The following is a 20,715-nucleotide window of genomic DNA, read 5'->3' as shown; positions in this document are numbered from 1 at the left end:
CCTAGACAACATGACACAAGCAGAATTTGATAAACAAATGGCTGAAATCAAGGAGAGAAATCCGAACCTCTTCCAGTTTATTGCTGATTTTGTAGATAGAAAAGTAAGCACCGAAGAGGTGGAAGACTTCCTGAAGATGGGACGAAGCGACCAAGTGGACTACATCAAGAACTATAAAGCGAGGGCATGACATGAATGAATTAGATTTGACCAATACACAGGCGGTAATCTCTATGGTGGTACTGATTGGCTTACTGCTTTATCTAAACCACCGAGACCGCAAAAAAAGCGCCCAATTTGAGCGAGAAAATCAACAGACGATAGAAACACCTAGCACTGATTTAAGCCCTGATTATGGGCGTTATATTCAGCTTGCGGGTAAGATTCATAACTAGAAAGGGGTGTAATATGCAACTATTATCAAGAGAAGCAGAGCTTGAATTACTGGAGAAAGTGGGAGATCACTTGGCTAAAAGGATGGAACTGGAAAGGCAACGTGATGACAACTGGGACTTGATTTCTAGGTCTGAGGTATTAGAGAAGTTAGGTATTAGTGGAACCACGTTAAATAATTGGCAGGAGCATGGTCTAAAATCGTTCCAGTCGCCTTTTGAGAACAGTAAGAAAATCTATTACCGTAAGAGTGATATTTACAATTTTCTTGCAATAGATTAGGAGGTGTGATGAGAATAATAGAGTTGACTATATCAGTTGATAAAATGCCCCTATTTGGCTTTCTCAAGTCAAATCCTACTCAAGTATGGAAGAATGGGGAACACTACAAATTTACCTATTATGAGCCTATAGATGAGGCTTTGACGGGTTTTCAATACAAAGGCTTATATGTGTCTATCAAAGACGAAAAAGAGGCAGTAGAGGGCTGGGAATTGGTCAGAGATTTGGATATTGCTTTGGCCAGCCCTGACTTGCTGAAAATCCTGAAAGATTTAGAGGCAAACAAATTGGCAGAGCATCGGCAGGGGATTGGAGTGGAGTTAAAAGGTTGGATTTTTGACCTGATTTGTAATGGCATTTATACCAGATATGAGACTTCACTTTTTGTCCGCTTGCTATTTGTGAATGGCTATAGTTTTAGTCAGTTAGTGGATTTGTTTTCTGCAATCGTTAAACGCAAAGACCTAGCAAGCTATTTCTTAGAAGTAGCAAGAATATTTTATAAGGAGGTAGTATTTGAATATTAGAGACAAATTAAATGAGATCATAAGATTAAACTGGACTGAATCAGATTTTGGTTTTTCTAAGAAAAAGGCAGACTACAAGCGTCAGTTGGCTCATATTTATCACTTAGACAGTTTTAACAAGCTGAAATATAAAGGTGAAGAGATAATAATTTCCGCTAGCGAAATTATGTATACTACGGATGTAAATGGAAAGGAAGAAAAGTTTGTATCTGCTAAGATAAAGCAAAAGAAAAAGAATAATAAAGATATCATTAAAGTGGAATTTGAATCCAGTTTCCAACCTTTTGCCAAGATGGTGATTGATTACCTTTTAGGGCGTTATGTATTCTACAATGGTCAACTTTATGATGTAAATAATCGACAAGCAAATAAGATTGACGATATAAGACTGGTTAGTCTTTATGGATTTAAGCATGATACAGAGTTTGTATTGGATATTTTAAAGGGAATTGATAAGCATTTCCATATTGAGCCAATCAGAGTTCTAAAACCATTTCAGATTGCTGGTAATGATTTTATTATTGATTTGGAAAAACACACTCTGACCAGATGTGTTTTGAATAACGAGATTTCATTTTTTAAGTATTATCCAGTTGATTTTGAAACTGCTAAGAGTAGTAAAGAGATTGCCAATAAATTTTTACACTACGTTATTGATGACCCTGATAGTTTCCACAATGCCCAATTACAGACATACTACATAGCACAAGTTGCCAGTGGATTGAAAAACAAAACCAATTTCTTTATAACCAAGTCTGGAATAAGAACTGGTAAAGGATTGAGACATATTGCCTTATCTGGACTGTTTAACAAAATCGATGTTGAACTGGATAACTTGGTTTCACGAGGATTTGACGCTTTGAATGCTTGGGCTATGTTTTCGGGTGGGGAAATGGCCTTAGCGACTGAGCAAGGCGATATTATTGGAGATAAGATTGAGCGTGTTTTAAAAGTAATTGCAACCGAGAAAACACACGTAGCCAGAATGGTAGGAGGAAACCAAGGTCTTGTTATGCTTTCTAGTGTTTTGTGTATTGATACCAATAGAAATGTATCTCTTTCAGATGAAATGAACGGGCGCAAGGTATTGATCCAGTATAAAGATAGACCATCTGGAGAAACTGACTTGGAGCGTGAAGAAGCCTTTGCCGAATATTGGGAGGCATTTACACTACCAGATAAATCTCCAAGGATTGAAGGGTGTATTGGTTTCTTGCTATCCAGTCTTGATTATTTTAATGAGCAAGAACAGAAGTTCATCTGGAAAAATGTTGAAGTGTATAATGGCGATGAAGAACTTGATGATTTTCAGATATCTTTGATAAATCTATTACAAGAAACTGATTTTGTAGCAAGATCTTACAATCCCTCCATAGATTATCTTTACGATAAAATTTATGGAAGAAACACTACAAAAGCTGGAAATGCACTTAGGACAATAGGTGTTAAAAGAGATCGTAAAAGAGTTAATGGGGAACGATTAAGCGGATATGTGATTGAAAACCAAAAACGCTTTGATACTTTTGTTATAAAAGAAGAAAAGAGAGAATTAAGAGTAGATTTTTCAATTTTTGAAGAACTTGGAGAACTTGAACAGTAAAATGGCCATAGCGACCACATGTTGGCCACATGTTCATGTGGACGGCTTGGGTGCAGTATTATCAATGGTTTAGCACTATCTGTCCACTAGGGCCACATGTTTACTAAGGGTTAAAAAGTAAAAAAAATAAAGATAGTAAAAAATATAAAAATGGTATAAGAAAACCTATGGCCCTTGTGGCCACGAATGAAAACCCTTGAGGCTCTAAGGTTTAGGTTGGCCACATGTCTGGCCATAGGTAAAAAATACATATGGACAGGAAACAATAAAGGAGTAAAAATGAATTTCGTAACCGCAAAAGAGTTGACAATAGCATTAGATAGCCTAAATGAATGGCTGGGAGAAAATCCTGATTTAAGATTGACAGATATAAGATTGGGAAAGTGCACTTCAAAAGAAGTCACGTTTAGAGTTGAATATGTAGATTTGAGGAAAGGAGTTTAAATCAGCAATCAAAGGAAAACAAAAGGGGTAGATAGTATCGACCCCCTTGCAATGGTGTAACTACTAGTGACACCCTTAAAACAGAAAGAGGAAAAACAACATGAAAATTAAACTATTTTATCAGAAATACAAGCAAAGCCTAGAGGATTTTGAAAGCCAGGTAAATGATTTTATGGCAACCGTTGAAGTTATTGACGTGAAATATACAGAAGCAACAGTGGGGAATAGTGAGGATATGGATACACTAACCAGTGTGATGGTTCTATACAAATAGCATGAGAGGTAAACATGGAGATACAAGAAGGCTTTATTTATTTCAAAAGTTATGATATAATAAAACTGTTAGAGATCCCGAAGTTTGGAAGTGTAACGCTTAAAATACAAGACGGCGAGATTGTCTCCAGCGTGGAATCTAAAACAACAATATTTAAAAAGAATACTGACTGAAAAAATCAGAGGTATAGCATAAAGTAGAGTAATCTATTTTGGCTATGCCTCTTTTGTTTTTGGAAAGATTGGAGGAAAAAGAAATGCCAACATTGCAAGAAGTCAAAAACCAGATGGACAAAGTACGGACTCAATTAGAAATTTTTGATCGCTTTGATGAGGAAATCAAGAAATCAGAGCAAGAAGTTAAAGCTATTAAAGCTAAAAAAGCGGATTTACAAACTTTTGAAGATTTTCAAGCTATCAACGCAAAAGAAAAGTATATTGCTGATATGAAAGCACAAAGAACAAAACTTGAAAAAGAACGAATTGACTCAATCGTAGCAGACGCTAGAAAAATTAATGCGAAAGGTTATTTAGAGACAGCATTAGAACAAGATGAAACAGTGAAACGTCAGCGCCAAGAAATTAAGCAGAAATCTATTGAGCTTTTGGAATTGATTGCGAATTATAACGAAAACTACAAAAATACTGCTAAGAGATTGGCGGATGAGGTAAGAGAAACAGGTATCGAAGAGCTATTTGACCGCTTGAATACGTCACCAGAATATAGTGGAGTAAGTAAGCCTTACATTTACAGTGGTGTAGCTGGTTATATGGGAAGTCAATACCGCTATTTAGATCCGAGTGATGATTTGGCGTATTTTGTGAATCGTATTAACTATTTTGAGGGAGAACAATAATGAAAGATGAACATAAACAACTATTTCAAGAAATCGAAGAAGAGAAGAGACAAGCTGACATACTGCAGGGGCTTGCCAAGAACGTAGAAAGTATTTCAAAATCTTACGAAGAGGAAGCTGTAACCCTTGAAGAGTTTAAGGCTATGGGCTACAAGCGTAGACATGAACTATATGAGAAAGATAAAGCCTTGTATGATAAACTACTGGGCAAGGAAAAACGTGGTTTGTTAGGTTTGTGATGTGGAGGGGAGCAATCCCCTTTTTTTACATAAATCAGACAGAATTACACACGAGGTAGGGGAATGGTTAGAAGTTTAAAAGCAAGACTAGAAAAGTTAGAAGAGTATGCTGGAAAGACGGAATATGCAACAACCGATGAATGTATATCTTTATATGTGGATTGTTTAAGATTTGCTTTTCAGCAAGATGAAATAAAGATAGATATGGATGATTTTATTAAAACACCATTTAAAGATATTAAGCTAGCAGACTATAAGAAATCAAAAAAACGTATGGATGAACTTAGGGAAATGACTGGGATAAGTGAGTTTCCAGAATTAGAGCAATAAAGCGAGGTGAACAGTATTTGACAGAATTAAGCAGAAAAAAAGAAATATTTATGGCTAATTATCTCATGACTGGGAATGTAAAAAAAGCCAGTGAATTAAGTGGAATAACCAGAAGGACAGCTTACAATTATTTGAACGATGTAACTTTTAAGAGGGTTTACCGTGAAAGACGTAGCGAACAACTCAAGGAGTCTACTACGCTGTTACAGAATGCGAGTGTTGAAGCTGTAACCGTATTGAGGGAAATCATGCTTGATAAGACAATAAGCCCGTATGCGAGACAACAAAGCGCCCAAAGCATTCTAAACATGGCTTATAAGGCAGTTGAAATGGTTGAGGTAGTGGAGCAATTAGAAATATTAGAGGCGAAGATACTAGATGAAGGCGATTAAAAACCGTTTAAATAAGTTGAATAAGTTAGCGGTGGTTGATGAAGTTGATACCGTGTTTTTAACGCAGATTGATACTGGACATTTTGAGGTAAGATATAGGATAGGTGGAAAAAATCCCAAAGATATTATAGAAGTCTATCTGACAAAAGAAGAAGCAGAAAAAGATATTTCACGAATTAAAAATACAAAAGGATTGCGGATATTCTGGGATAATATAGGTTTTTGTGATGATTAGAGCTTATCATTTATCAAGCAGATAAGAGCAATAAAAACCCTCCTTAATTCCCTGAGAAATGACAAGCAGGTAAGCGGAGTTTTTCCCCCTCTTATTTCGGATTTACTCCTTGCAGAATGACAAGCAGATAAGGACGACAATAAGCCTTCTAAATTGCTTACAAAACGATAGGGAGTTAAGACGAATTTAAAAGCTCCTTATTTTCGTTTTTCTCCTTGTCAAACGATAAGGAAATAAGACAGGAAATAACATCACTTATTTTGATTTTACTCCCTGAAAAACTGTAAGGAGATAAGGAGACTTATTAGCTTCGTTAATTTGGATTTTCTCCTTACAAAATGATAGGAAGATAAGAACTAAAATAACTCCCCTTATTTTCCTAACAAATGACAGGGAGATAAGAGTAATTTAAAAGTCTGTTATTTTGGATTTGTTGCTTACCAAATGATAAGCAGATAAGCAAAGAAATAACTTGCCTTAATTGCTTGCAGAATAACAAGGAAATAAGTGAGATAAAAACGTCTCTTAATCGCTTATCAAATGGTACGTAGAATGGACTTGAATCAAGAGCGAACGCAGATACAATGAAAAAAGCACCTAGAACAATCTAAGCGCTCAGGAGTAGTGGACGGTGTGCCTGTCCCGTCATCTCATACTATGAAGTTGCGTAGCGACACTATCATCTCTACCTCACTACTCTTTAAACTAATTATACCATGAAGGAGTATCAACTTGACCATTAAAGAAATAGAGGCACAACTAAAAAGAGTAAAGAAAGGAAACGAACTTATCCAGAGATTGCAACTAAAGTACCAGAGTTTAGACAATGGACTATTATCTGGATCCAATCAATTCACGACAAGGGTAAAAACTAGCAAAACCAATACTACCGAGGAGAAGATACTGGAAGCCTTGGAACTTAAAGATGAGATAGTGGAGCAAATGCAAGCTATTATGGATGAACGATTTGAAGTTTTGAACATGATTAATCAGTTAGATGATGTAGTTGAAAATTTGATTTTGACAATGTTGTATTTGAATAACCTACCTATGGCTAAGGTTTGTAAGGAGTTAGATTTTAGTAAGATTCAAATTTACAGAATTAAGAAAAAAGCCATTGAGAACTTGGCCAAGGTGAAAAATGCAAATCGATAAAGAAGAGACAACAAAGCAGATCTACAGATTTCTGAAAAGCTATCATTCACTGGTTAAATTGAGCCTAGACGGTCAAGATGGAGCGTTTGAAGCCAAAGCGGTGGAGATAGTAAGCATGATTGAGGCTTACAGGGACAATCTGGACGATTTACGACGTGAGATATTCGCCAATCTCTTTACAAGGCGAACTGGAGAGAGATTAAAGCTATGGCAATTATACGAGACACTAGACATTGATAGGGCTGAGTATGAACGTCTCAAAGCTGAGATACTGCTAGACTTTGCTAAAAGCTATCGTGACGGTGTTTTAGTGGTTGAAAAATAGTCTAGGAAAGTTTATAATGAGGTTAAAGTTAAGGAGGTATTATCATGGAAGTAATGGCGTTGCCTAGTAAAGAAATGATGCAGTTCTATACAGAAATATATCCGTGGATAAAAACTAGCTTTCCAGATGATACAACTCCTAGATTTTTATTCAAAGATAACACCCCTGGTCATATTTTAGAAATGTTCGAACAAATAAAAGAAAATCTAGGATATGACTACGCAATATAAAATACCAAAGCACCTAGAGAAATCTAAGTGCTTTTTGATATTATTTATTTTCTACGTGATATAATGAACCTATTAGCAATAAAAAAAGCACGTTTGACCGTGCTAGTTTCTTGCCTGCTGAACTCATCGTTTTAAGTTCCTTTTTGTTACCCTTTATGTTTTCTCAACTTATTTGAATTTAATAGTTTTTGAGAAAATCAAGTTAGATTTAGAGCAGGCTTATGCCTGTTTTTTAGTATCTAACAATAGGAAGATAACCTTAAAAAATAAAATAGTTCAGTGAACTATTTTATCCCGAACCTTGAAATTCAAAAGTTCGACCGTTGATTTAACAACGTTTTTAGCCCCTCGGATTTTATCCGAAGGGCTATTTTTGTATTTAGGGGGCAAAACATTTCAAGACAGCTCATTTACTAATAAATCCGATTCAGCTAATATAATTGAAAATGATGGAAAAAAGGGTGAATTTATGATATACTTTAATGCAGGACCTTTTTAGAAATTTTGAAAGAGTATTAAAAATTTAAAATGAGAAAAATTGTTATCAATGGTGGCTTGCCTCTGCAAGGTGAGATTACCATTAGTGGCGCAAAAAATAGTGTAGTAGCTTTGATTCCAGCTATTATTTTGGCAGATGATGTGGTGACTTTGGATTGTGTTCCAGATATTTCCGATGTTGCTAGTCTTGTCGAAATTATGGAGTTAATGGGGGCTACTGTTAAGCGTTATGACGATGTGTTAGAGATTGATCCAAGAGGTGTTCAAAATATTCCAATGCCTTATGGGAAAATCAATAGTCTTCGTGCATCTTATTATTTTTATGGAAGTCTTTTAGGTCGCTTTGGTGAAGCTACTGTTGGTTTACCTGGTGGATGTGATTTGGGACCTCGCCCTATTGATCTACATCTTAAGGCTTTTGAAGCTATGGGAGCTACTGTTAGCTACGAGGGTGATAACATGAAGTTATCTGCTAAAGATACAGGACTTCACGGCGCAAGTATTTACATGGATACGGTTAGTGTCGGTGCGACGATTAATACGATGATTGCTGCGGTTAAAGCAAATGGTCGTACTATTATTGAAAATGCAGCCCGAGAACCTGAGATTATTGATGTTGCCACTCTCTTAAATAATATGGGTGCTCATATCCGTGGTGCTGGAACCAATATTATCATTATTGATGGTGTTGACAGATTACACGGAACCCGTCATCAGGTGATTCCAGACCGTATTGAAGCAGGAACATATATTTCTTTAGCTGCTGCAGTCGGTAAGGGAATTCGTATTAATAATGTTCTTTATGAACACTTAGAAGGATTCATCGCTAAGTTGGAAGAAATGGGAGTGAGAATGACTGTATCGGAGGACAGTATTTTTGTCGAAGAACAGTCTAATTTGAAAGCAATCAATATTAAGACAGCTCCTTATCCTGGTTTTGCTACTGACTTGCAACAACCAATTACTCCTCTTCTATTAACAGCAGAGGGGCGTGGTACCATTATTGATACCATTTATGAAAAACGAGTAAACCATGTTTTTGAACTAGCAAAGATGGACGCAGATATTACGACTACAAACGACCATATTTTATATACTGGTGGACGTGTTTTGCGTGGTGCAAATGTAAAAGCTACTGACCTTAGAGCTGGGGCCGCACTTGTCATTGCTGGTTTAATGGCTGAAGGCAAAACTGAAATTACAAATATTGAGTTCATCTTACGTGGTTATTCAGATATTATTGAAAAATTACGTAATCTAGGAGCGGATATTACACTTGTTGAAGAATAAACCGTAGAGGTGTTTATGAATATTTGGACCAAATTAGCAATGTTTTCTTTTTTTGAAACGGATCGCTTGTATTTGCGTCCTTTCTTTTTTAGTGATAGTCAGGACTTCCATGAGATAGCTTCAAATCCAGAAAATTTACAATTCATTTTTCCAAGTCAAGCTAGTTTGGAAGAGAGTCAATATGCACTGGCCAATTATTTTATGAAGGTTCCTTTAGGTGTATGGGCTATTTGTGACAAGAAAACTGAAAAAATGATTGGTTCAATTAAGTTTGAAAAGCTAGATGAAATTAAAAAAGAAGCAGAACTTGGTTATTTTTTAAGAAGAGATTCATGGTCTCAAGGTTTTATGACAGAAGTTGTTAAAAAACTTTGTCAGCTTTCTTTTGAGGAATTTGGTTTAAAACAATTATCTATTATAACCCATCTCGAAAATGAAGCCAGTCAACGAGTTGCTCTTAAGGCTGGATTTCGCTTGATTCGTCAGTTTAAAGGAAGTGATCGCTATACGAGGAAAATGCGTGATTATCTTGAGTTTCGCTTTGTAAAGGGAGAAATTAATGAGTAAACACCAAGAAATTCTAAGTTATTTGGAAGAATTACCGGTTGGTAAAAGGGTCAGTGTTCGAAGCATTTCCAACCATCTAGGAGTAAGTGATGGAACGGCCTATCGCGCTATCAAGGAAGCGGAAAATCGTGGAATAGTAGAGACTCGACCAAGAAGTGGTACTATTCGTGTTAAATCTCAGAAAGTTGCTATCGAAAGATTAACATTTGCTGAAATTGCAGAAGTGACTTCTTCTGAGGTTTTGGCTGGGCAAGAAGGTTTAGAGAGAGAATTTAGTAAATTTTCAATCGGTGCCATGACTGAACAAAATATCTTGTCCTACCTTCACGATGGTGGGCTCCTGATTGTCGGAGATCGTACGCGTATCCAATTACTAGCGCTGGAAAATGAAAATGCAGTTCTGGTTACAGGTGGATTTCAGGTTCATGATGATGTGCTTAAACTGGCCAATCAAAAAGGAATTCCAGTTCTGAGAAGTAAGAATGACACTTTTACCATTGCGACCATGATAAATAAAGCCCTGTCAAATGTACAAATCAAGACTGATATTCTGACAGTTGAGAAACTTTATCGCCCAAGTCATGAGTATGGTTTTTTGAGAGAGACTGACACTGTTAAAGATTATTTGGACTTGGTACGTAAGAATCGTAGCAGTCGTTTCCCTGTTATTAATCAACATCAGGTCGTTGTTGGGGTTGTTACTATGAGAGATGCGGGTGATAAGTCACCAAGTACCACAATTGATAAGGTCATGTCTCGTAGTCTATTTTTGGTTGGATTATCGACAAATATTGCCAATGTGAGTCAACGGATGATTGCAGAAGACTTTGAAATGGTACCGGTTGTTCGGAATAATCAAACCTTGCTTGGAGTTGTGACACGACGAGATGTCATGGAGAAGATGAGTCGTTCCCAAGTTTCGGCTCTACCAACTTTTTCTGAGCAGATTGGTCAAAAACTTTCTTACCACCATGATGAAGTAGTCATTACAGTGGAACCCTTTATGCTTGAGAAAAACGGAGTTTTGGCTAATGGTGTATTGGCAGAAATTCTGACCCACATGACCCAAGATTTAGTTGTTAATAGTGGTCGTAATCTTATTATTGAGCAGATGCTAATCTACTTTTTGCAGGCTGTTCAGATTGATGATATACTGCGCATTCAAGCACGCATTATCCATCATACTAGACGATCAGCTATTATTGACTACGATATTTATCATGGTCATCAGATTGTTTCAAAAGCTAATATAACCGTTAAAATTAATTAGAAACTAGGAGAAAAAATGATAACATTAAAATCAGCTCGTGAAATCGAAGCTATGGATAAGGCCGGTGATTTTTTAGCAAGTATCCATATTGGCTTGCGTGATTTGATTAAGCCTGGCGTAGATATGTGGGAAGTTGAAGAATACGTTCGCCGTCGTTGTAAGGAAGAAAATTTCCTTCCGCTTCAGATTGGAGTTGACGGTGCCATGATGGACTATCCTTATGCTACCTGTTGCTCTCTTAATGATGAAGTGGCTCATGCTTTCCCTCGTCACTATATCTTGAAAGATGGTGATTTGCTCAAAGTTGATATGGTTTTGGGAGGTCCAATTGCTAAATCTGACCTGAATGTCTCAAAATTAAACTTCAACAATGTTGAGCAAATGAAAAAATACACTCAGAGCTATTCTGGTGGCCTAGCAGACTCTTGTTGGGCTTATGCTGTTGGTACACCGTCCGAAGAAGTGAAAAACTTGATGGATGTAACCAAAGAAGCTATGTACAAGGGTATTGAGCAAGCCGTCATTGGGAATCGTATCGGTGATATTGGTGCAGCCATTCAAGAATACGCTGAAAGTCGTGGTTACGGTGTAGTGCGTGATTTGGTTGGTCATGGTGTTGGCCCAACTATGCATGAAGAACCAATGGTTCCTAACTATGGTGTTGCTGGTCGTGGACTCCGTCTTCGTGAAGGAATGGTCTTGACTATTGAACCAATGATCAATACAGGTGACTGGGAAATTGATACAGATATGAAGACCGGTTGGGCGCATAAGACCATTGACGGTGGCCTATCTTGTCAATATGAACACCAATTCGTGATTACAAAAGATGGTCCTGTTATCTTGACTAGCCAAGGTGAAGAAGGAACTTATTAATAAAAAGTGAAAAGGCTGCTGGAAGTTGATTTTATAAAGAATTTACTAGAACTTTTCATAATAAAGCGCATTGTATCAAGTTTTAAGGGCTGATGTGATGCGTTTTTCTGATTTCAAGATCCTTACGTCAATCTCTTGTACGTTATGTTGATTTTAAAAACAAAATTCTTCTAAAATGCTACACTTCAGCTTAAAAAAACGACATTTCAGATTTTCTGGTTTAGAAATAGCTATCACTATGATATAATTATTTTATGATTATTACTATTCCTATAAAAAATCAAAAAGATATTGGCACACCATCCGATTCGGTCGTTGTTCTCGGCTATTTTGATGGTATACATAAGGGACATCAAGAACTATTTCGTGTTGCCAATAAGGCTGCGAGAAAGGATTTATTGCCTATCGTAGTTATGACCTTTAATGAATCTCCAAAGATTGCTTTAGAGCCTTATCATCCGGATTTGTTTTTGCATATTTTGAACCCTGCTGAACGTGAGAGAAAATTAAAGCGTGAAGGTGTAGAAGAATTGTATCTCCTTGATTTTAGTAGCAAATTTGCTAGTCTCACAGCAGAAGAATTTTTTGCGACTTATATCAAGGCTATGAATGCCAAAATTATTGTTGCAGGTTTTGATTATACATTTGGTTCTGACAAAAAAACGGCAGAAGATTTAAAGAATTACTTTGATGGAGAGGTTATCATTGTCCCACCTGTAGAAGATGAGAAAGGAAAGATTAGTTCAACTCGTATCCGTCAAGCTATTTTAGATGGCAATGTGAAAGAAGCAGGAGAACTTTTGGGGGCACCGCTTCCATCCAGAGGTATGGTGGTTCATGGTAACGCTCGTGGTCGTACGATTGGTTATCCAACAGCTAATTTGGTACTTTTAGACCGTACTTATATGCCAGCAGATGGTGTTTATGTTGTTGATGTTGAAATTCAAAGACAGAAGTATCGCGCTATGGCTAGTGTTGGAAAAAATGTGACCTTTGATGGAGAAGAAGCACGTTTTGAAGTCAATATTTTTGATTTTAATCAAGATATTTATGGGGAAACCGTCATGGTTTATTGGCTTGATCGTATTCGAGATATGACCAAATTTGACTCAGTTGACCAATTAGTGGATCAGTTAAAGGCTGATGAAGAAGTAGCTCGAAATTGGTCTTAAGAGTTTGGGTAATTAAAAAAGAGGTTGTCTGTAACCCAAAAGATAGATGATGTAGTCTAACTTTTGAGGTCACTACAAGACCTCTTTTTATTCTTTTTCAAAGGTAAATCCTTCTCCAAGGATTTCGTGAGCTTCTGTAATAGTTATAAAGGCTTGAGGATCAATTCGATGAATCATTTCCTTCATTTTCACAATTTCATTTCTTCCGACAATACAGTAAATGATTTTTAAATCTTCTTGACTATAATAACCTTGACCTGAGATGAAAGTAACGCCTCTACCTAGGTCATCATTAATCGCCTTAGCAAGTTGGTCAGGACGTTTGGTAATAATCATAAATCCTTTACCTGCGTAGCCACCTTCGCCAATCAAATCAATGACACGCGAAACGATAAAATCAAATAAGAGCGTGTAGGAAACCAATCTCAAGTCCTTGAAGATTAGGAGAATGAGCATGAGAATACAAAAATCTAAGATAAAGAGCAGTTTTCCCATTGATATATGAGTGTACTTGTTGAGAATACGAGCTACAATATCAGTACCACCAGTTGTACCTCCAGCATTAAAGATAATTCCAAGACCAATTCCCAATAGAATCCCAGCTATAAGGGCAGTGATTAGTAAATCACCTTGAAGATCAATATGAAGGGGAATACGTTCAAAAAAGGCCAACCAGGCGGACAAGGCTACGGTTCCTAGCAAACTAGAATAGAGGGACTTTGCTCCAAAAATCTTCCAAGCTAGGATGAAAAGGGGAATATTAATCAGCAGGTTCATGAGAGAAACAGGGATTTTAAAAAGATAAAAGGTGATGAGGGTAATGCCTGTCGCCCCACCCTCAAAGAGATGATGAGGAACTACAAAATAAGTTAGACCAAAAGCATAGATAGCAGCACCTAGTAAAATGGTTAAAATGGGATAAATTTTTTTAATCATAGGGACCTCTTTTCTTATAAGTAGATTATATCAAATTTTTAAGGAAAATTTGAATGACTCCATTAGGATTTTTAATCTTTTTTTGATATAATTAAAAGTAAGAAAACCAATCTGAATCCTAAAATAGAAAGATTGATACTATGACAAAAATTAAGATTGTAACCGATTCATCTGTTACTATTGAACCTGAACTAGTAAAACAATTAGATATCACTGTTGTTCCTTTATCTGTAATGATTGATAACGTTGTTTATTCTGATGCGGATTTGAAAGAAGAAGGTAAATTTCTTCAGTTGATGCAAGCAAGTAAGAATCTTCCGAAAACAAGTCAGCCACCTGTAGGTGTCTTTGCTGAAGTTTTTGAAGACCTATGCAAGGATGGTAGCCAGATTCTTGCTATTCATATGTCTCATGCCCTTTCTGGTACTGTAGAAGCGGCACGTCAAGGTGCTAGCTTATCTACTGCCGATGTGACAGTTATTGATAGTTCCTTCACTGACCAAGCCTTGAAATTCCAAGTTGTTGAGGCTGCAAAATTAGCGCAAGAAGGCAAGGAGTTGGAGGAAATCTTATCTCATGTAGAAGAGGTTAAAAACCACACAGAACTCTATATTGGCGTTTCAACTTTGGAAAATTTAGTAAAAGGTGGACGAATTGGCCGTGTAACTGGATTGTTGAGCTCACTTCTCAATATACGTGTTGTCATGCAGATGAAAGACCATGAGTTGCAGCCAATCGTTAAAGGTCGTGGAGCTAAAACCTTTAAAAAATGGTTAGATGAGTTGATAACATCGCTCTCTGAACGTTCTGTAGCAGAGATTGGAATTTCATATTCTGGTAGTGCTGATTGGGCAAAAGAGATGAAAGAAAGCTTACAAGCTTATGTTGAAAAGCCTATTTCAGTTTTGGAAACGGGCTCTATTATTCAAACTCACACGGGTGAGAATGCTTGGGCTATTTTAGTACGTTACCACTCTTAAAAAAATAAATAAAATGGGAAGAAATAGCGTTTTTAACTTGACCTAAAAGGGATTTTAGGATATGATTATATTTGTTAATTAGAAATTAAATTGGAGGAATCATTAACATGGCAAACAAACAAGATTTGATCGCTAAAGTAGCAGAAGCTACAGAATTGACTAAGAAAGACTCAGCGGCAGCAGTTGAAGCTGTATTCGCAGCAGTAACTGAGTACCTTGCAGCTGGTGAAAAAGTTCAATTGATCGGTTTTGGTAACTTTGAAGTTCGTGAGCGTGCTGCACGTAAAGGTCGCAACCCACAAACTGGTAAAGAAATCAAAATTGCAGCTTCTAAAGTTCCAGCATTCAAAGCTGGTAAAGCTCTTAAAGACGCTGTTAAATAATCAACCTTCAAAAAGCCTATCATATCAAGCATTTGAGCTTGTGTGACAGGCTTTTCTTTTGGTTTTGGGGCATTTTTGAGGCAGAATCTGAATGAACTAGTACCGGAAAATCTTTCAAATACAGACTAATTCAAATTGCGTAGCAGAAATCATACAAATGAAATTGATTATAGTAAAATAGGATTAGAATTATTAAGAAAGTTGGTTTTTTATTGGAAACGATAGTATTTTCAATCTCCGTTTTTTTAGCAGGGATCTTGTCCTTCTTTTCCCCTTGCATTTTTCCTCTGTTACCTGTTTATACTGGAATTTTGCTGGATGATCAGGAAAGTGCAAAAAGCTTTTCTTTATTTGGTAGAAAAGTTGCCTGGTCTGGCTTGATTCGAACTCTTTGCTTTATCGCAGGTATCTCTCTCATTTTCTTTATTTTAGGCTTTGGTGCTGGTTACTTTGGTAATATTCTCTATGCCAATTGGTTTCGCTATACCATGGGAACAATTATTATCATTTTAGGCCTTCACCAGATGGAAATTTTTCATTTTAAGAAATTAGAGGTTCAAAAAAGCTTTACTTTTAAGAAATCAGAAGCAAATCGTTATTGGTCAGCCTTTTTACTCGGTATTACTTTTAGCTTTGGTTGGACGCCTTGTATTGGTCCTGTTTTGAGTTCTGTTTTAGCGCTTGCGGCTTCTGGAGGAAATGGCGCTTGGCAAGGAGCTATCTATACCTTGATTTACACTCTGGGGATGGCAATTCCTTTCTTGCTTTTGGCTCTAGCTTCAGGTGTAGTAATGCCTTATTTTAGTAAAATTAAACGTCATATGATGCTACTGAAGAAAATTGGTGGTTTCCTCATTATTTTAATGGGAATTTTGTTATTATTAGGACAAGTAAATGTTCTAGCTGGAATTTTTGAATAAAGGAGAAAAAGATGAAAAAAGTAATGTTTGCTGGCTTAAGCCTCTTGTCATTAGTCGTATTGGTAGCCTGTGGTGAGGAAGAGACTAAAAAGACTCAAGCTCCACAACAATCCCCAAAACAACAGCAACAAACGACTGTACAACAAATTGCTGTTGGAAAAGATGCGCCAGACTTCACCTTGCAATCTATGGATGGTAAAGAAGTTAAGTTATCTGATTATAAGGGAAAAAAAGTCTACTTAAAGTTTTGGGCTTCATGGTGTGGTCCATGTAAGAAAAGTATGCCTGAGTTGATGGAATTAGCGGCGAAACCAGATCGTGATTTTGAAATTCTTAGTGTCATTGCACCAGGAATTCAAGGTGAAAAAACTGTCGAGCAATTCCCACAATGGTTCCAAGATCAAGGTTATAAGGATATCCCAGTTCTTTATGACACAAAAGCAACCACATTCCAAGCTTATCAAATTCGAAGCATTCCTACAGAATACCTGATTGACAGTCAAGGAAAGATTGGAAAGATACAATTTGGTGTTATCAGCAATGCGGATGCAGAAGCAGCCTTTAAAGAAATGAACTAGAATAGATAAAAATCTGATTACAAGAGAGTAGTCAGATTTTTTTAGAAAATTATTTTATAAATATTCACAAATATCCTATATTTATGGTAAAATAGAATCATCATTTTATTTTGGAGTCAAAGATGAATATATTTAGAACAAAGAATGTTAGTTTGGATAAAACGGAGATGCACAGGCATTTGAAGTTATGGGATTTGATTTTGTTAGGTATCGGAGCCATGGTAGGGACGGGTGTCTTTACTATAACAGGTACTGCAGCCGCAACTCTAGCGGGTCCAGCGCTAGTGATTTCAATCGTCATTTCTGCCTTGTGTGTGGGATTATCAGCCCTCTTTTTTGCAGAATTTGCTTCACGAGTACCCGCTACAGGTGGTGCCTATAGCTATCTCTATGCCATCTTAGGAGAATTCCCAGCCTGGTTGGCAGGTTGGTTAACCATGATGGAGTTCATGACAGCCATATCGGGTGTGGCTTCTGGTTGGGCAGCGTATTTTAAAGGGCTTCTCTCTCAATACGGGATAGCCCTTCCTCAGGCTTTAAATGGTACCTTTAATCCTCAAGCAGGGACGTTTGTTGATTTATTACCTATTCTTGTCTTGGTCTTGGTGACCTCGCTTGTTCTACTTAATGCGAAAGCCGCCTTACGCTTTAATTCTATTCTAGTTATTCTGAAATTTTCCGCTTTAGCTCTCTTTGTTTTAGTAGGAATCTGGCATATCAAACTTGATAACTGGAGTAATTTTGCCCCCTATGGTTTTGGACAAATCTATGGCGCTAGTACTGGTATTATGGCTGGTGCGTCCTTGATGTTCTTTGGTTTTTTGGGCTTTGAATCCATCTCTATGGCTGTAGATGAAGTCAAGACTCCTCAAAAAAATATTCCTAGGGGGATTGTCTTATCGCTTTCTATCGTAACCATTCTTTATGCCTTGGTGACGCTTGTTTTGACTGGTGTGGTTCACTATAGTCATCTAAATGTCGACGATGCCGTTGCCTTTGCCCTTCGCAGCGTTGGGATTAGTTGGGCAGCTAATTATGTGTCATTGGTGGCTATCTTGACCTTGATTACGGTTTGTATCTCGATGACTTATGCCCTATCTCGTATGATTTACAGTTTAGCGCGTGACGGCTTGATGCCTGCTACCTTTAAAGAACTGACCAAAACAAGCAAGGTACCAAAAAATGCTACTATCTTGACTGGTCTAGCTTCAGCAGTAGCAGCAGGAATGTTCCCTCTTGCTAGTATCGCAGCCTTCTTAAATATTTGTACCCTAGCCTACTTGATTATGCTAGCTTACGGCCTGATTCGCTTACGGAGAGAAAAGGGGATGCCCAAAGCTGGAGAATTTAAAACACCATTGGTACCTCTGTTACCAATTTTATCAATCATCATTTGTCTATCCTTTATGTTGCAGTATAATATGGAAACCTGGATTGCTTTCCTAGTTGCATTGTTAGTAGGAAGTATCATTTACTTTACTTATGGCTATAAGCATTCTACCATAGAAGAATAATACTCTTCGAAAATCTCTTCAAACCACGTCAGCTTCGCCTTGCCGTATGTATGGTTACTGACTTCGTCAGTTTCATCTACAACCTCAAAACAGTGTTTTGAGCAGCCTGCGGCTAGCTTCCTAATTTGCTCTTTGATTTTCATTGAGTATATAAAGTGAGAATCTGTTGAGTTGTTCAAACTCAGCAGATTTTTATATGTGAAAGAAATTTCAATTTTTTTCTAAAAATAGCTTGACAGATTAAATTTTTAGGAGTAGAATGTTTACCAGTTAATTAAATAGTTAAGGAGTTATCTATGAAGAAAAAAAGTTTATTTTTAGTATTGTTAAGTATCTTTCTTTTGTGTTTAGGTGCTTGTGGGCAGAAGGAAAGTCAGACAGGGAAAGGGATGAAAATTGTAACTAGTTTTTATCCTATCTATGCTATGGTCAAGGAAGTATCTGGTGATTTGAATGATGTTCGAATGATTCAGTCAAGTAGTGGAATTCACTCCTTTGAACCTTCGGCAAATGACATCGCGGCCATCTATGATGCAGATGTCTTTGTTTACCATTCGCATACGCTTGAATCTTGGGCAGGAAGTCTGGATCCCAATCTAAAAAAATCTAAAGTGAAGGTTTTAGAGGCTTCAGAGGGAATGACTTTAGACCGCGTCCCAGGGCTAGAAGATGTGGAAGCAGGGGATGGAGTTGATGAAAAAACGCTCTATGATCCTCATACTTGGCTAGATCCTGAAAAAGCTGGAGAAGAAGCCCAAATTATTGCTGATAAACTTTCAGAGGTTGATAGTGAGCATAAAGAGACTTATCAGAAAAATGCGCAAGCCTTTATCAAAAAAGCTCAAGAATTGACTAAGAAATTCCAGCCTAGATTTGAAAAAGCGAGTCAGAAAACCTTTGTAACACAACATACAGCCTTTTCTTATCTAGCGAAGCGATTTGGACTCAATCAACTTGGAATCGCTGGTATCTCTCCTGAACAGGAACCAAGTCCAAGACAACTAACAGAAATTCAGGAATTTGTTAAGACCTATAAGGTTAAGACGATTTTTACAGAAAGTAATGCTTCTTCAAAAGTAGCTGAAACTCTTGTCAAATCAACAGGTGTGGGGCTTAAAACTCTGAATCCTTTAGAGGCAGACCCACAAAATGACAAGACTTATCTCGAAAATCTTGAAGAAAATATGAGTGTTTTAGCAGAAGAATTGAAATGAGGAAAGAATGAAAATCAATAAAAAATATGTAGCGGGTTCAGTGGCAGTTCTTGCCCTAAGTGTTTGTTCCTATGAACTTGGTCGTTACCAAGCTGGTCAAGTTAAGAAAGATTCTAATCGAGTAGCTTATATAGATGGTGATCAGGCTGGTCAAAAAGCAGAGAACTTGACACCAGATGAAGTCAGTAAGAGAGAGGGAATCAACGCCGAACAAATTGTTATCAAGATTACGGATCAAGGTTATGTGACCTCTCATGGAGATCATTATCATTACTATAATGGCAAGGTTCCTTTTGACGCTATCATCAGTGAAGAACTGCTGATGAAAGATCCGAATTATCAGTTGAAGGATTCAGACATTGTCAATGAAATCAAGGGTGGTTATGTGATTAAGGTAGACGGGAAATACTATGTTTACCTCAAGGATGCCGCCCATGCGGACAATATTCGTACAAAAGAAGAGATTAAACGTCAGAAGCAGGAACATAGTAGTAATCACGGGGGTGCTTCTAATGATCAGGCAGTAGTTGCAGCCAGAGCTCAAGGACGCTATACAACGGATGATGGTTATATCTTTAATGCCTCTGATATCATTGAGGATACGGGTGATGCCTATATCGTTCCTCATGGCAATCACTTCCACTATATTCCGAAGAGTGATTTGTCTGCCAGCGAATTAGCTGCTGCCCAAGCCTTCTTATCTGGAAAAGGTGATCAATTAAGTACAGTTGAATATCGTTCAAGCAGAGCTGAAACAAGATCTAGTGTGAGAACAAGTCAATATGAGTCTCCTCAAAATCCTGCAGCAGCTCCTGAGAGTCAAAATGAGGATTTGGATAGTCTCCTCCAAGAATTGTACGCTTTGCCACTTAGCCAACGTCATGTGGAGTCTGATGGATTAGTATTTGACCCAGCACAGATTACAAAACGTACTGCCAATGGTGTGGCAGTTCCTCACGGAGATCATTTCCATTTCATTCCTTATTCGCAAATGTCTGCTTTGGAAGAAAAATTGGCTCGAAATCTACCAATTGGAGGTCAGCCAGTTCAAAGTCATTCTAATAATACGAAACCAAGCAGTCCTGAGAGAACAAGTTCAACACCAAGTTCAACCATTAAACCAAACTTTAATCTCAATACGCCGGCACCGAATCGAGGAACTGGAGGAGCTTATACAACGGATGATGGGTATGTCTTTAGTCCGACAGATGTGATTGAAGATACAGGTGACGCTT

Annotated in this window: 29 protein-coding genes; 28 read left to right on the top strand and 1 reads right to left on the bottom strand. The window is 37.3% G+C overall.

Going from position 1 to position 20,715, the window contains the following annotated elements; all coding sequences use genetic code 11:
* The 21 genes from HMPREF2764_RS04970 to HMPREF2764_RS04880 form a co-directional block, all read left to right on the top strand.
* Positions 1-190: hypothetical protein (locus HMPREF2764_RS04970; RefSeq protein ID WP_261673653.1), on the top strand; the 190-nt coding region annotated here is incomplete at its 5' end.
* 1 nt (position 191) lies between these two features.
* Positions 192-395: a hypothetical protein gene (locus HMPREF2764_RS04965; RefSeq protein ID WP_070527666.1), complete on the top strand. Its 204-nt coding sequence runs from the start codon at positions 192-194 to the stop codon at positions 393-395.
* A 13-nt stretch (positions 396-408) separates the two neighbouring features.
* The gene (locus tag HMPREF2764_RS04960) at positions 409-675 is read left to right on the top strand and encodes a hypothetical protein (protein ID WP_070527663.1); all 267 of its coding nucleotides are present in this window, start codon (positions 409-411) and stop codon (positions 673-675) included.
* A gap of 8 nt (positions 676-683) precedes the next feature.
* Complete coding sequence (locus tag HMPREF2764_RS04955) at positions 684-1,202, top strand: hypothetical protein (protein WP_070527661.1); 519 nt, start codon at positions 684-686, stop codon at positions 1,200-1,202.
* Entirely contained in the window at positions 1,192-2,802 is a 1,611-nt protein-coding gene (locus HMPREF2764_RS04950) for a phage resistance protein (RefSeq protein ID WP_070527658.1), read from the top strand. The genes HMPREF2764_RS04955 and HMPREF2764_RS04950 overlap by 11 nt, the downstream gene beginning before the upstream one ends.
* Positions 2,803-2,988: 186 nt before the next feature.
* Entirely contained in the window at positions 2,989-3,246 is a 258-nt protein-coding gene (locus tag HMPREF2764_RS04945) for a hypothetical protein (RefSeq protein ID WP_070527657.1), read from the top strand.
* A 100-nt stretch (positions 3,247-3,346) separates the two neighbouring features.
* Entirely contained in the window at positions 3,347-3,520 is a 174-nt protein-coding gene (locus HMPREF2764_RS10005) for a sporulation protein Cse60 (protein ID WP_148129353.1), read from the top strand.
* A 14-nt stretch (positions 3,521-3,534) separates the two neighbouring features.
* Positions 3,535-3,693, top strand: coding sequence for a DUF2292 domain-containing protein (locus HMPREF2764_RS09655; protein ID WP_083306595.1), 159 nt, complete (start codon positions 3,535-3,537; stop codon positions 3,691-3,693).
* 83 nt (positions 3,694-3,776) lie between these two features.
* The gene (locus tag HMPREF2764_RS04940) at positions 3,777-4,376 is read left to right on the top strand and encodes a coiled-coil domain-containing protein (protein WP_261673652.1); all 600 of its coding nucleotides are present in this window, start codon (positions 3,777-3,779) and stop codon (positions 4,374-4,376) included.
* Positions 4,376-4,615, top strand: a complete 240-nt coding sequence (locus tag HMPREF2764_RS04935; protein WP_070527655.1) for a hypothetical protein — start codon at positions 4,376-4,378, stop codon at positions 4,613-4,615. The genes HMPREF2764_RS04940 and HMPREF2764_RS04935 overlap by 1 nt, the downstream gene beginning before the upstream one ends.
* Positions 4,616-4,678: 63 nt before the next feature.
* Positions 4,679-4,945 carry a hypothetical protein gene (locus tag HMPREF2764_RS04930; protein ID WP_042900694.1) on the top strand — a complete coding sequence of 89 codons (267 nt, stop codon included), beginning with the start codon at positions 4,679-4,681 and terminating at the stop codon, positions 4,943-4,945.
* Between the two features lie 50 nt (positions 4,946-4,995).
* A complete protein-coding gene (locus tag HMPREF2764_RS04925) occupies positions 4,996-5,337 on the top strand; it encodes a replication protein (protein WP_070527654.1) in 342 nt (113 codons plus the stop codon).
* Positions 5,324-5,572 (top strand): hypothetical protein, encoded by a 249-nt coding sequence (locus tag HMPREF2764_RS04920; protein WP_070527652.1) that lies wholly within the window; start codon positions 5,324-5,326, stop codon positions 5,570-5,572. Before HMPREF2764_RS04925 ends, HMPREF2764_RS04920 begins: the two co-directional genes overlap by 14 nt.
* Positions 5,573-6,304: 732 nt before the next feature.
* Positions 6,305-6,727: a DUF1492 domain-containing protein gene (locus HMPREF2764_RS04915; protein WP_070527647.1), complete on the top strand. Its 423-nt coding sequence runs from the start codon at positions 6,305-6,307 to the stop codon at positions 6,725-6,727.
* Positions 6,714-7,052, top strand: coding sequence for a hypothetical protein (locus tag HMPREF2764_RS04910; RefSeq protein WP_070527643.1), 339 nt, complete (start codon positions 6,714-6,716; stop codon positions 7,050-7,052). The genes HMPREF2764_RS04915 and HMPREF2764_RS04910 overlap by 14 nt, the downstream gene beginning before the upstream one ends.
* 44 nt (positions 7,053-7,096) lie before the next feature.
* The gene (locus HMPREF2764_RS04905) at positions 7,097-7,282 is read left to right on the top strand and encodes a hypothetical protein (protein ID WP_070527642.1); all 186 of its coding nucleotides are present in this window, start codon (positions 7,097-7,099) and stop codon (positions 7,280-7,282) included.
* A 528-nt stretch (positions 7,283-7,810) separates the two neighbouring features.
* A complete protein-coding gene (locus tag HMPREF2764_RS04900; protein WP_020902835.1) occupies positions 7,811-9,070 on the top strand; it encodes a UDP-N-acetylglucosamine 1-carboxyvinyltransferase in 1,260 nt (419 codons plus the stop codon).
* A gap of 15 nt (positions 9,071-9,085) precedes the next feature.
* Complete coding sequence (locus HMPREF2764_RS04895) at positions 9,086-9,637, top strand: GNAT family N-acetyltransferase (RefSeq protein WP_020902836.1); 552 nt, start codon at positions 9,086-9,088, stop codon at positions 9,635-9,637.
* Entirely contained in the window at positions 9,630-10,907 is a 1,278-nt protein-coding gene (spxR, locus tag HMPREF2764_RS04890; protein WP_000033834.1) for a CBS-HotDog domain-containing transcription factor SpxR, read from the top strand. Before HMPREF2764_RS04895 ends, spxR begins: the two co-directional genes overlap by 8 nt.
* A gap of 15 nt (positions 10,908-10,922) precedes the next feature.
* On the top strand, positions 10,923-11,783 hold the full coding sequence (locus tag HMPREF2764_RS04885) for a methionyl aminopeptidase (protein ID WP_000631541.1): 861 nt from the start codon (positions 10,923-10,925) through the stop codon (positions 11,781-11,783).
* 254 nt (positions 11,784-12,037) lie between these two features.
* Positions 12,038-12,955, top strand: coding sequence for a bifunctional riboflavin kinase/FAD synthetase (locus HMPREF2764_RS04880; RefSeq protein WP_000587433.1), 918 nt, complete (start codon positions 12,038-12,040; stop codon positions 12,953-12,955).
* A gap of 87 nt (positions 12,956-13,042) precedes the next feature.
* On the opposite strand, the gene HMPREF2764_RS04875 is transcribed toward HMPREF2764_RS04880, so the two are convergent.
* Complete coding sequence (locus HMPREF2764_RS04875; protein ID WP_070527641.1) at positions 13,043-13,891, bottom strand: YitT family protein; 849 nt, start codon at positions 13,889-13,891, stop codon at positions 13,043-13,045.
* Between the two features lie 140 nt (positions 13,892-14,031).
* Between HMPREF2764_RS04875 and HMPREF2764_RS04870 the strand changes: the two genes are divergently transcribed.
* From HMPREF2764_RS04870 to HMPREF2764_RS04835, 7 genes are all read left to right on the top strand, one after another.
* The gene (locus tag HMPREF2764_RS04870) at positions 14,032-14,871 is read left to right on the top strand and encodes a DegV family protein (RefSeq protein ID WP_070527640.1); all 840 of its coding nucleotides are present in this window, start codon (positions 14,032-14,034) and stop codon (positions 14,869-14,871) included.
* A 107-nt stretch (positions 14,872-14,978) separates the two neighbouring features.
* Entirely contained in the window at positions 14,979-15,254 is a 276-nt protein-coding gene (locus tag HMPREF2764_RS04865) for an HU family DNA-binding protein (protein WP_001284640.1), read from the top strand.
* 212 nt (positions 15,255-15,466) lie between these two features.
* On the top strand, positions 15,467-16,174 hold the full coding sequence (gene ccdA2, locus HMPREF2764_RS04860; RefSeq protein ID WP_045606863.1) for a thiol-disulfide oxidoreductase-associated membrane protein CcdA2: 708 nt from the start codon (positions 15,467-15,469) through the stop codon (positions 16,172-16,174).
* A gap of 11 nt (positions 16,175-16,185) precedes the next feature.
* Positions 16,186-16,752, top strand: coding sequence for a thiol-disulfide oxidoreductase-associated lipoprotein SdbB (gene sdbB, locus HMPREF2764_RS04855; protein WP_070527637.1), 567 nt, complete (start codon positions 16,186-16,188; stop codon positions 16,750-16,752).
* Positions 16,753-16,874: 122 nt separating this feature from the next.
* Complete coding sequence (locus tag HMPREF2764_RS04850; protein WP_070527634.1) at positions 16,875-18,266, top strand: APC family permease; 1,392 nt, start codon at positions 16,875-16,877, stop codon at positions 18,264-18,266.
* Between the two features lie 296 nt (positions 18,267-18,562).
* Positions 18,563-19,480 (top strand): zinc-binding lipoprotein AdcAII, encoded by a 918-nt coding sequence (adcAII, locus tag HMPREF2764_RS04840; RefSeq protein ID WP_070527631.1) that lies wholly within the window; start codon positions 18,563-18,565, stop codon positions 19,478-19,480.
* A gap of 7 nt (positions 19,481-19,487) precedes the next feature.
* A partial coding sequence (locus HMPREF2764_RS04835) for a pneumococcal-type histidine triad protein (RefSeq protein ID WP_148129360.1) occupies positions 19,488-20,715 on the top strand: 1,228 nt, incomplete at its 3' end.

This window comes from Streptococcus sp. HMSC073F11 (assembly GCF_001810785.1).
GTDB lineage: Bacteria > Bacillota > Bacilli > Lactobacillales > Streptococcaceae > Streptococcus.
Note: the sequence above shows the minus strand (reverse complement) of the source record. Positions and strands in the feature narration are given on the sequence as shown.

Coding starts and splice junctions, on each gene's coding strand:
- HMPREF2764_RS09655 (WP_083306595.1), top strand. CDS start 3,535: ATGGAGATACAAGAAGGCTTTATTTATTTCAAAAGTTATGATATAATA.
- HMPREF2764_RS10005 (WP_148129353.1), top strand. CDS start 3,347: ATGAAAATTAAACTATTTTATCAGAAATACAAGCAAAGCCTAGAGGAT.
- HMPREF2764_RS04945 (WP_070527657.1), top strand. CDS start 2,989: ATGAAAACCCTTGAGGCTCTAAGGTTTAGGTTGGCCACATGTCTGGCC.
- HMPREF2764_RS04960 (WP_070527663.1), top strand. CDS start 409: ATGCAACTATTATCAAGAGAAGCAGAGCTTGAATTACTGGAGAAAGTG.
- spxR (WP_000033834.1), top strand. CDS start 9,630: ATGAGTAAACACCAAGAAATTCTAAGTTATTTGGAAGAATTACCGGTT.
- HMPREF2764_RS04875 (WP_070527641.1), bottom strand. CDS start 13,891: ATGATTAAAAAAATTTATCCCATTTTAACCATTTTACTAGGTGCTGCT.
- HMPREF2764_RS04935 (WP_070527655.1), top strand. CDS start 4,376: ATGAAAGATGAACATAAACAACTATTTCAAGAAATCGAAGAAGAGAAG.
- sdbB (WP_070527637.1), top strand. CDS start 16,186: ATGAAAAAAGTAATGTTTGCTGGCTTAAGCCTCTTGTCATTAGTCGTA.
- HMPREF2764_RS04940 (WP_261673652.1), top strand. CDS start 3,777: ATGCCAACATTGCAAGAAGTCAAAAACCAGATGGACAAAGTACGGACT.
- HMPREF2764_RS04910 (WP_070527643.1), top strand. CDS start 6,714: ATGCAAATCGATAAAGAAGAGACAACAAAGCAGATCTACAGATTTCTG.
- HMPREF2764_RS04965 (WP_070527666.1), top strand. CDS start 192: ATGAATGAATTAGATTTGACCAATACACAGGCGGTAATCTCTATGGTG.
- HMPREF2764_RS04865 (WP_001284640.1), top strand. CDS start 14,979: ATGGCAAACAAACAAGATTTGATCGCTAAAGTAGCAGAAGCTACAGAA.
- HMPREF2764_RS04895 (WP_020902836.1), top strand. CDS start 9,086: ATGAATATTTGGACCAAATTAGCAATGTTTTCTTTTTTTGAAACGGAT.
- HMPREF2764_RS04920 (WP_070527652.1), top strand. CDS start 5,324: ATGAAGGCGATTAAAAACCGTTTAAATAAGTTGAATAAGTTAGCGGTG.
- HMPREF2764_RS04885 (WP_000631541.1), top strand. CDS start 10,923: ATGATAACATTAAAATCAGCTCGTGAAATCGAAGCTATGGATAAGGCC.
- HMPREF2764_RS04880 (WP_000587433.1), top strand. CDS start 12,038: ATGATTATTACTATTCCTATAAAAAATCAAAAAGATATTGGCACACCA.
- HMPREF2764_RS04905 (WP_070527642.1), top strand. CDS start 7,097: ATGGAAGTAATGGCGTTGCCTAGTAAAGAAATGATGCAGTTCTATACA.
- HMPREF2764_RS04870 (WP_070527640.1), top strand. CDS start 14,032: ATGACAAAAATTAAGATTGTAACCGATTCATCTGTTACTATTGAACCT.
- adcAII (WP_070527631.1), top strand. CDS start 18,563: ATGAAGAAAAAAAGTTTATTTTTAGTATTGTTAAGTATCTTTCTTTTG.
- HMPREF2764_RS04930 (WP_042900694.1), top strand. CDS start 4,679: ATGGTTAGAAGTTTAAAAGCAAGACTAGAAAAGTTAGAAGAGTATGCT.
- HMPREF2764_RS04850 (WP_070527634.1), top strand. CDS start 16,875: ATGAATATATTTAGAACAAAGAATGTTAGTTTGGATAAAACGGAGATG.
- HMPREF2764_RS04925 (WP_070527654.1), top strand. CDS start 4,996: ATGGCTAATTATCTCATGACTGGGAATGTAAAAAAAGCCAGTGAATTA.
- HMPREF2764_RS04955 (WP_070527661.1), top strand. CDS start 684: ATGAGAATAATAGAGTTGACTATATCAGTTGATAAAATGCCCCTATTT.
- HMPREF2764_RS04900 (WP_020902835.1), top strand. CDS start 7,811: ATGAGAAAAATTGTTATCAATGGTGGCTTGCCTCTGCAAGGTGAGATT.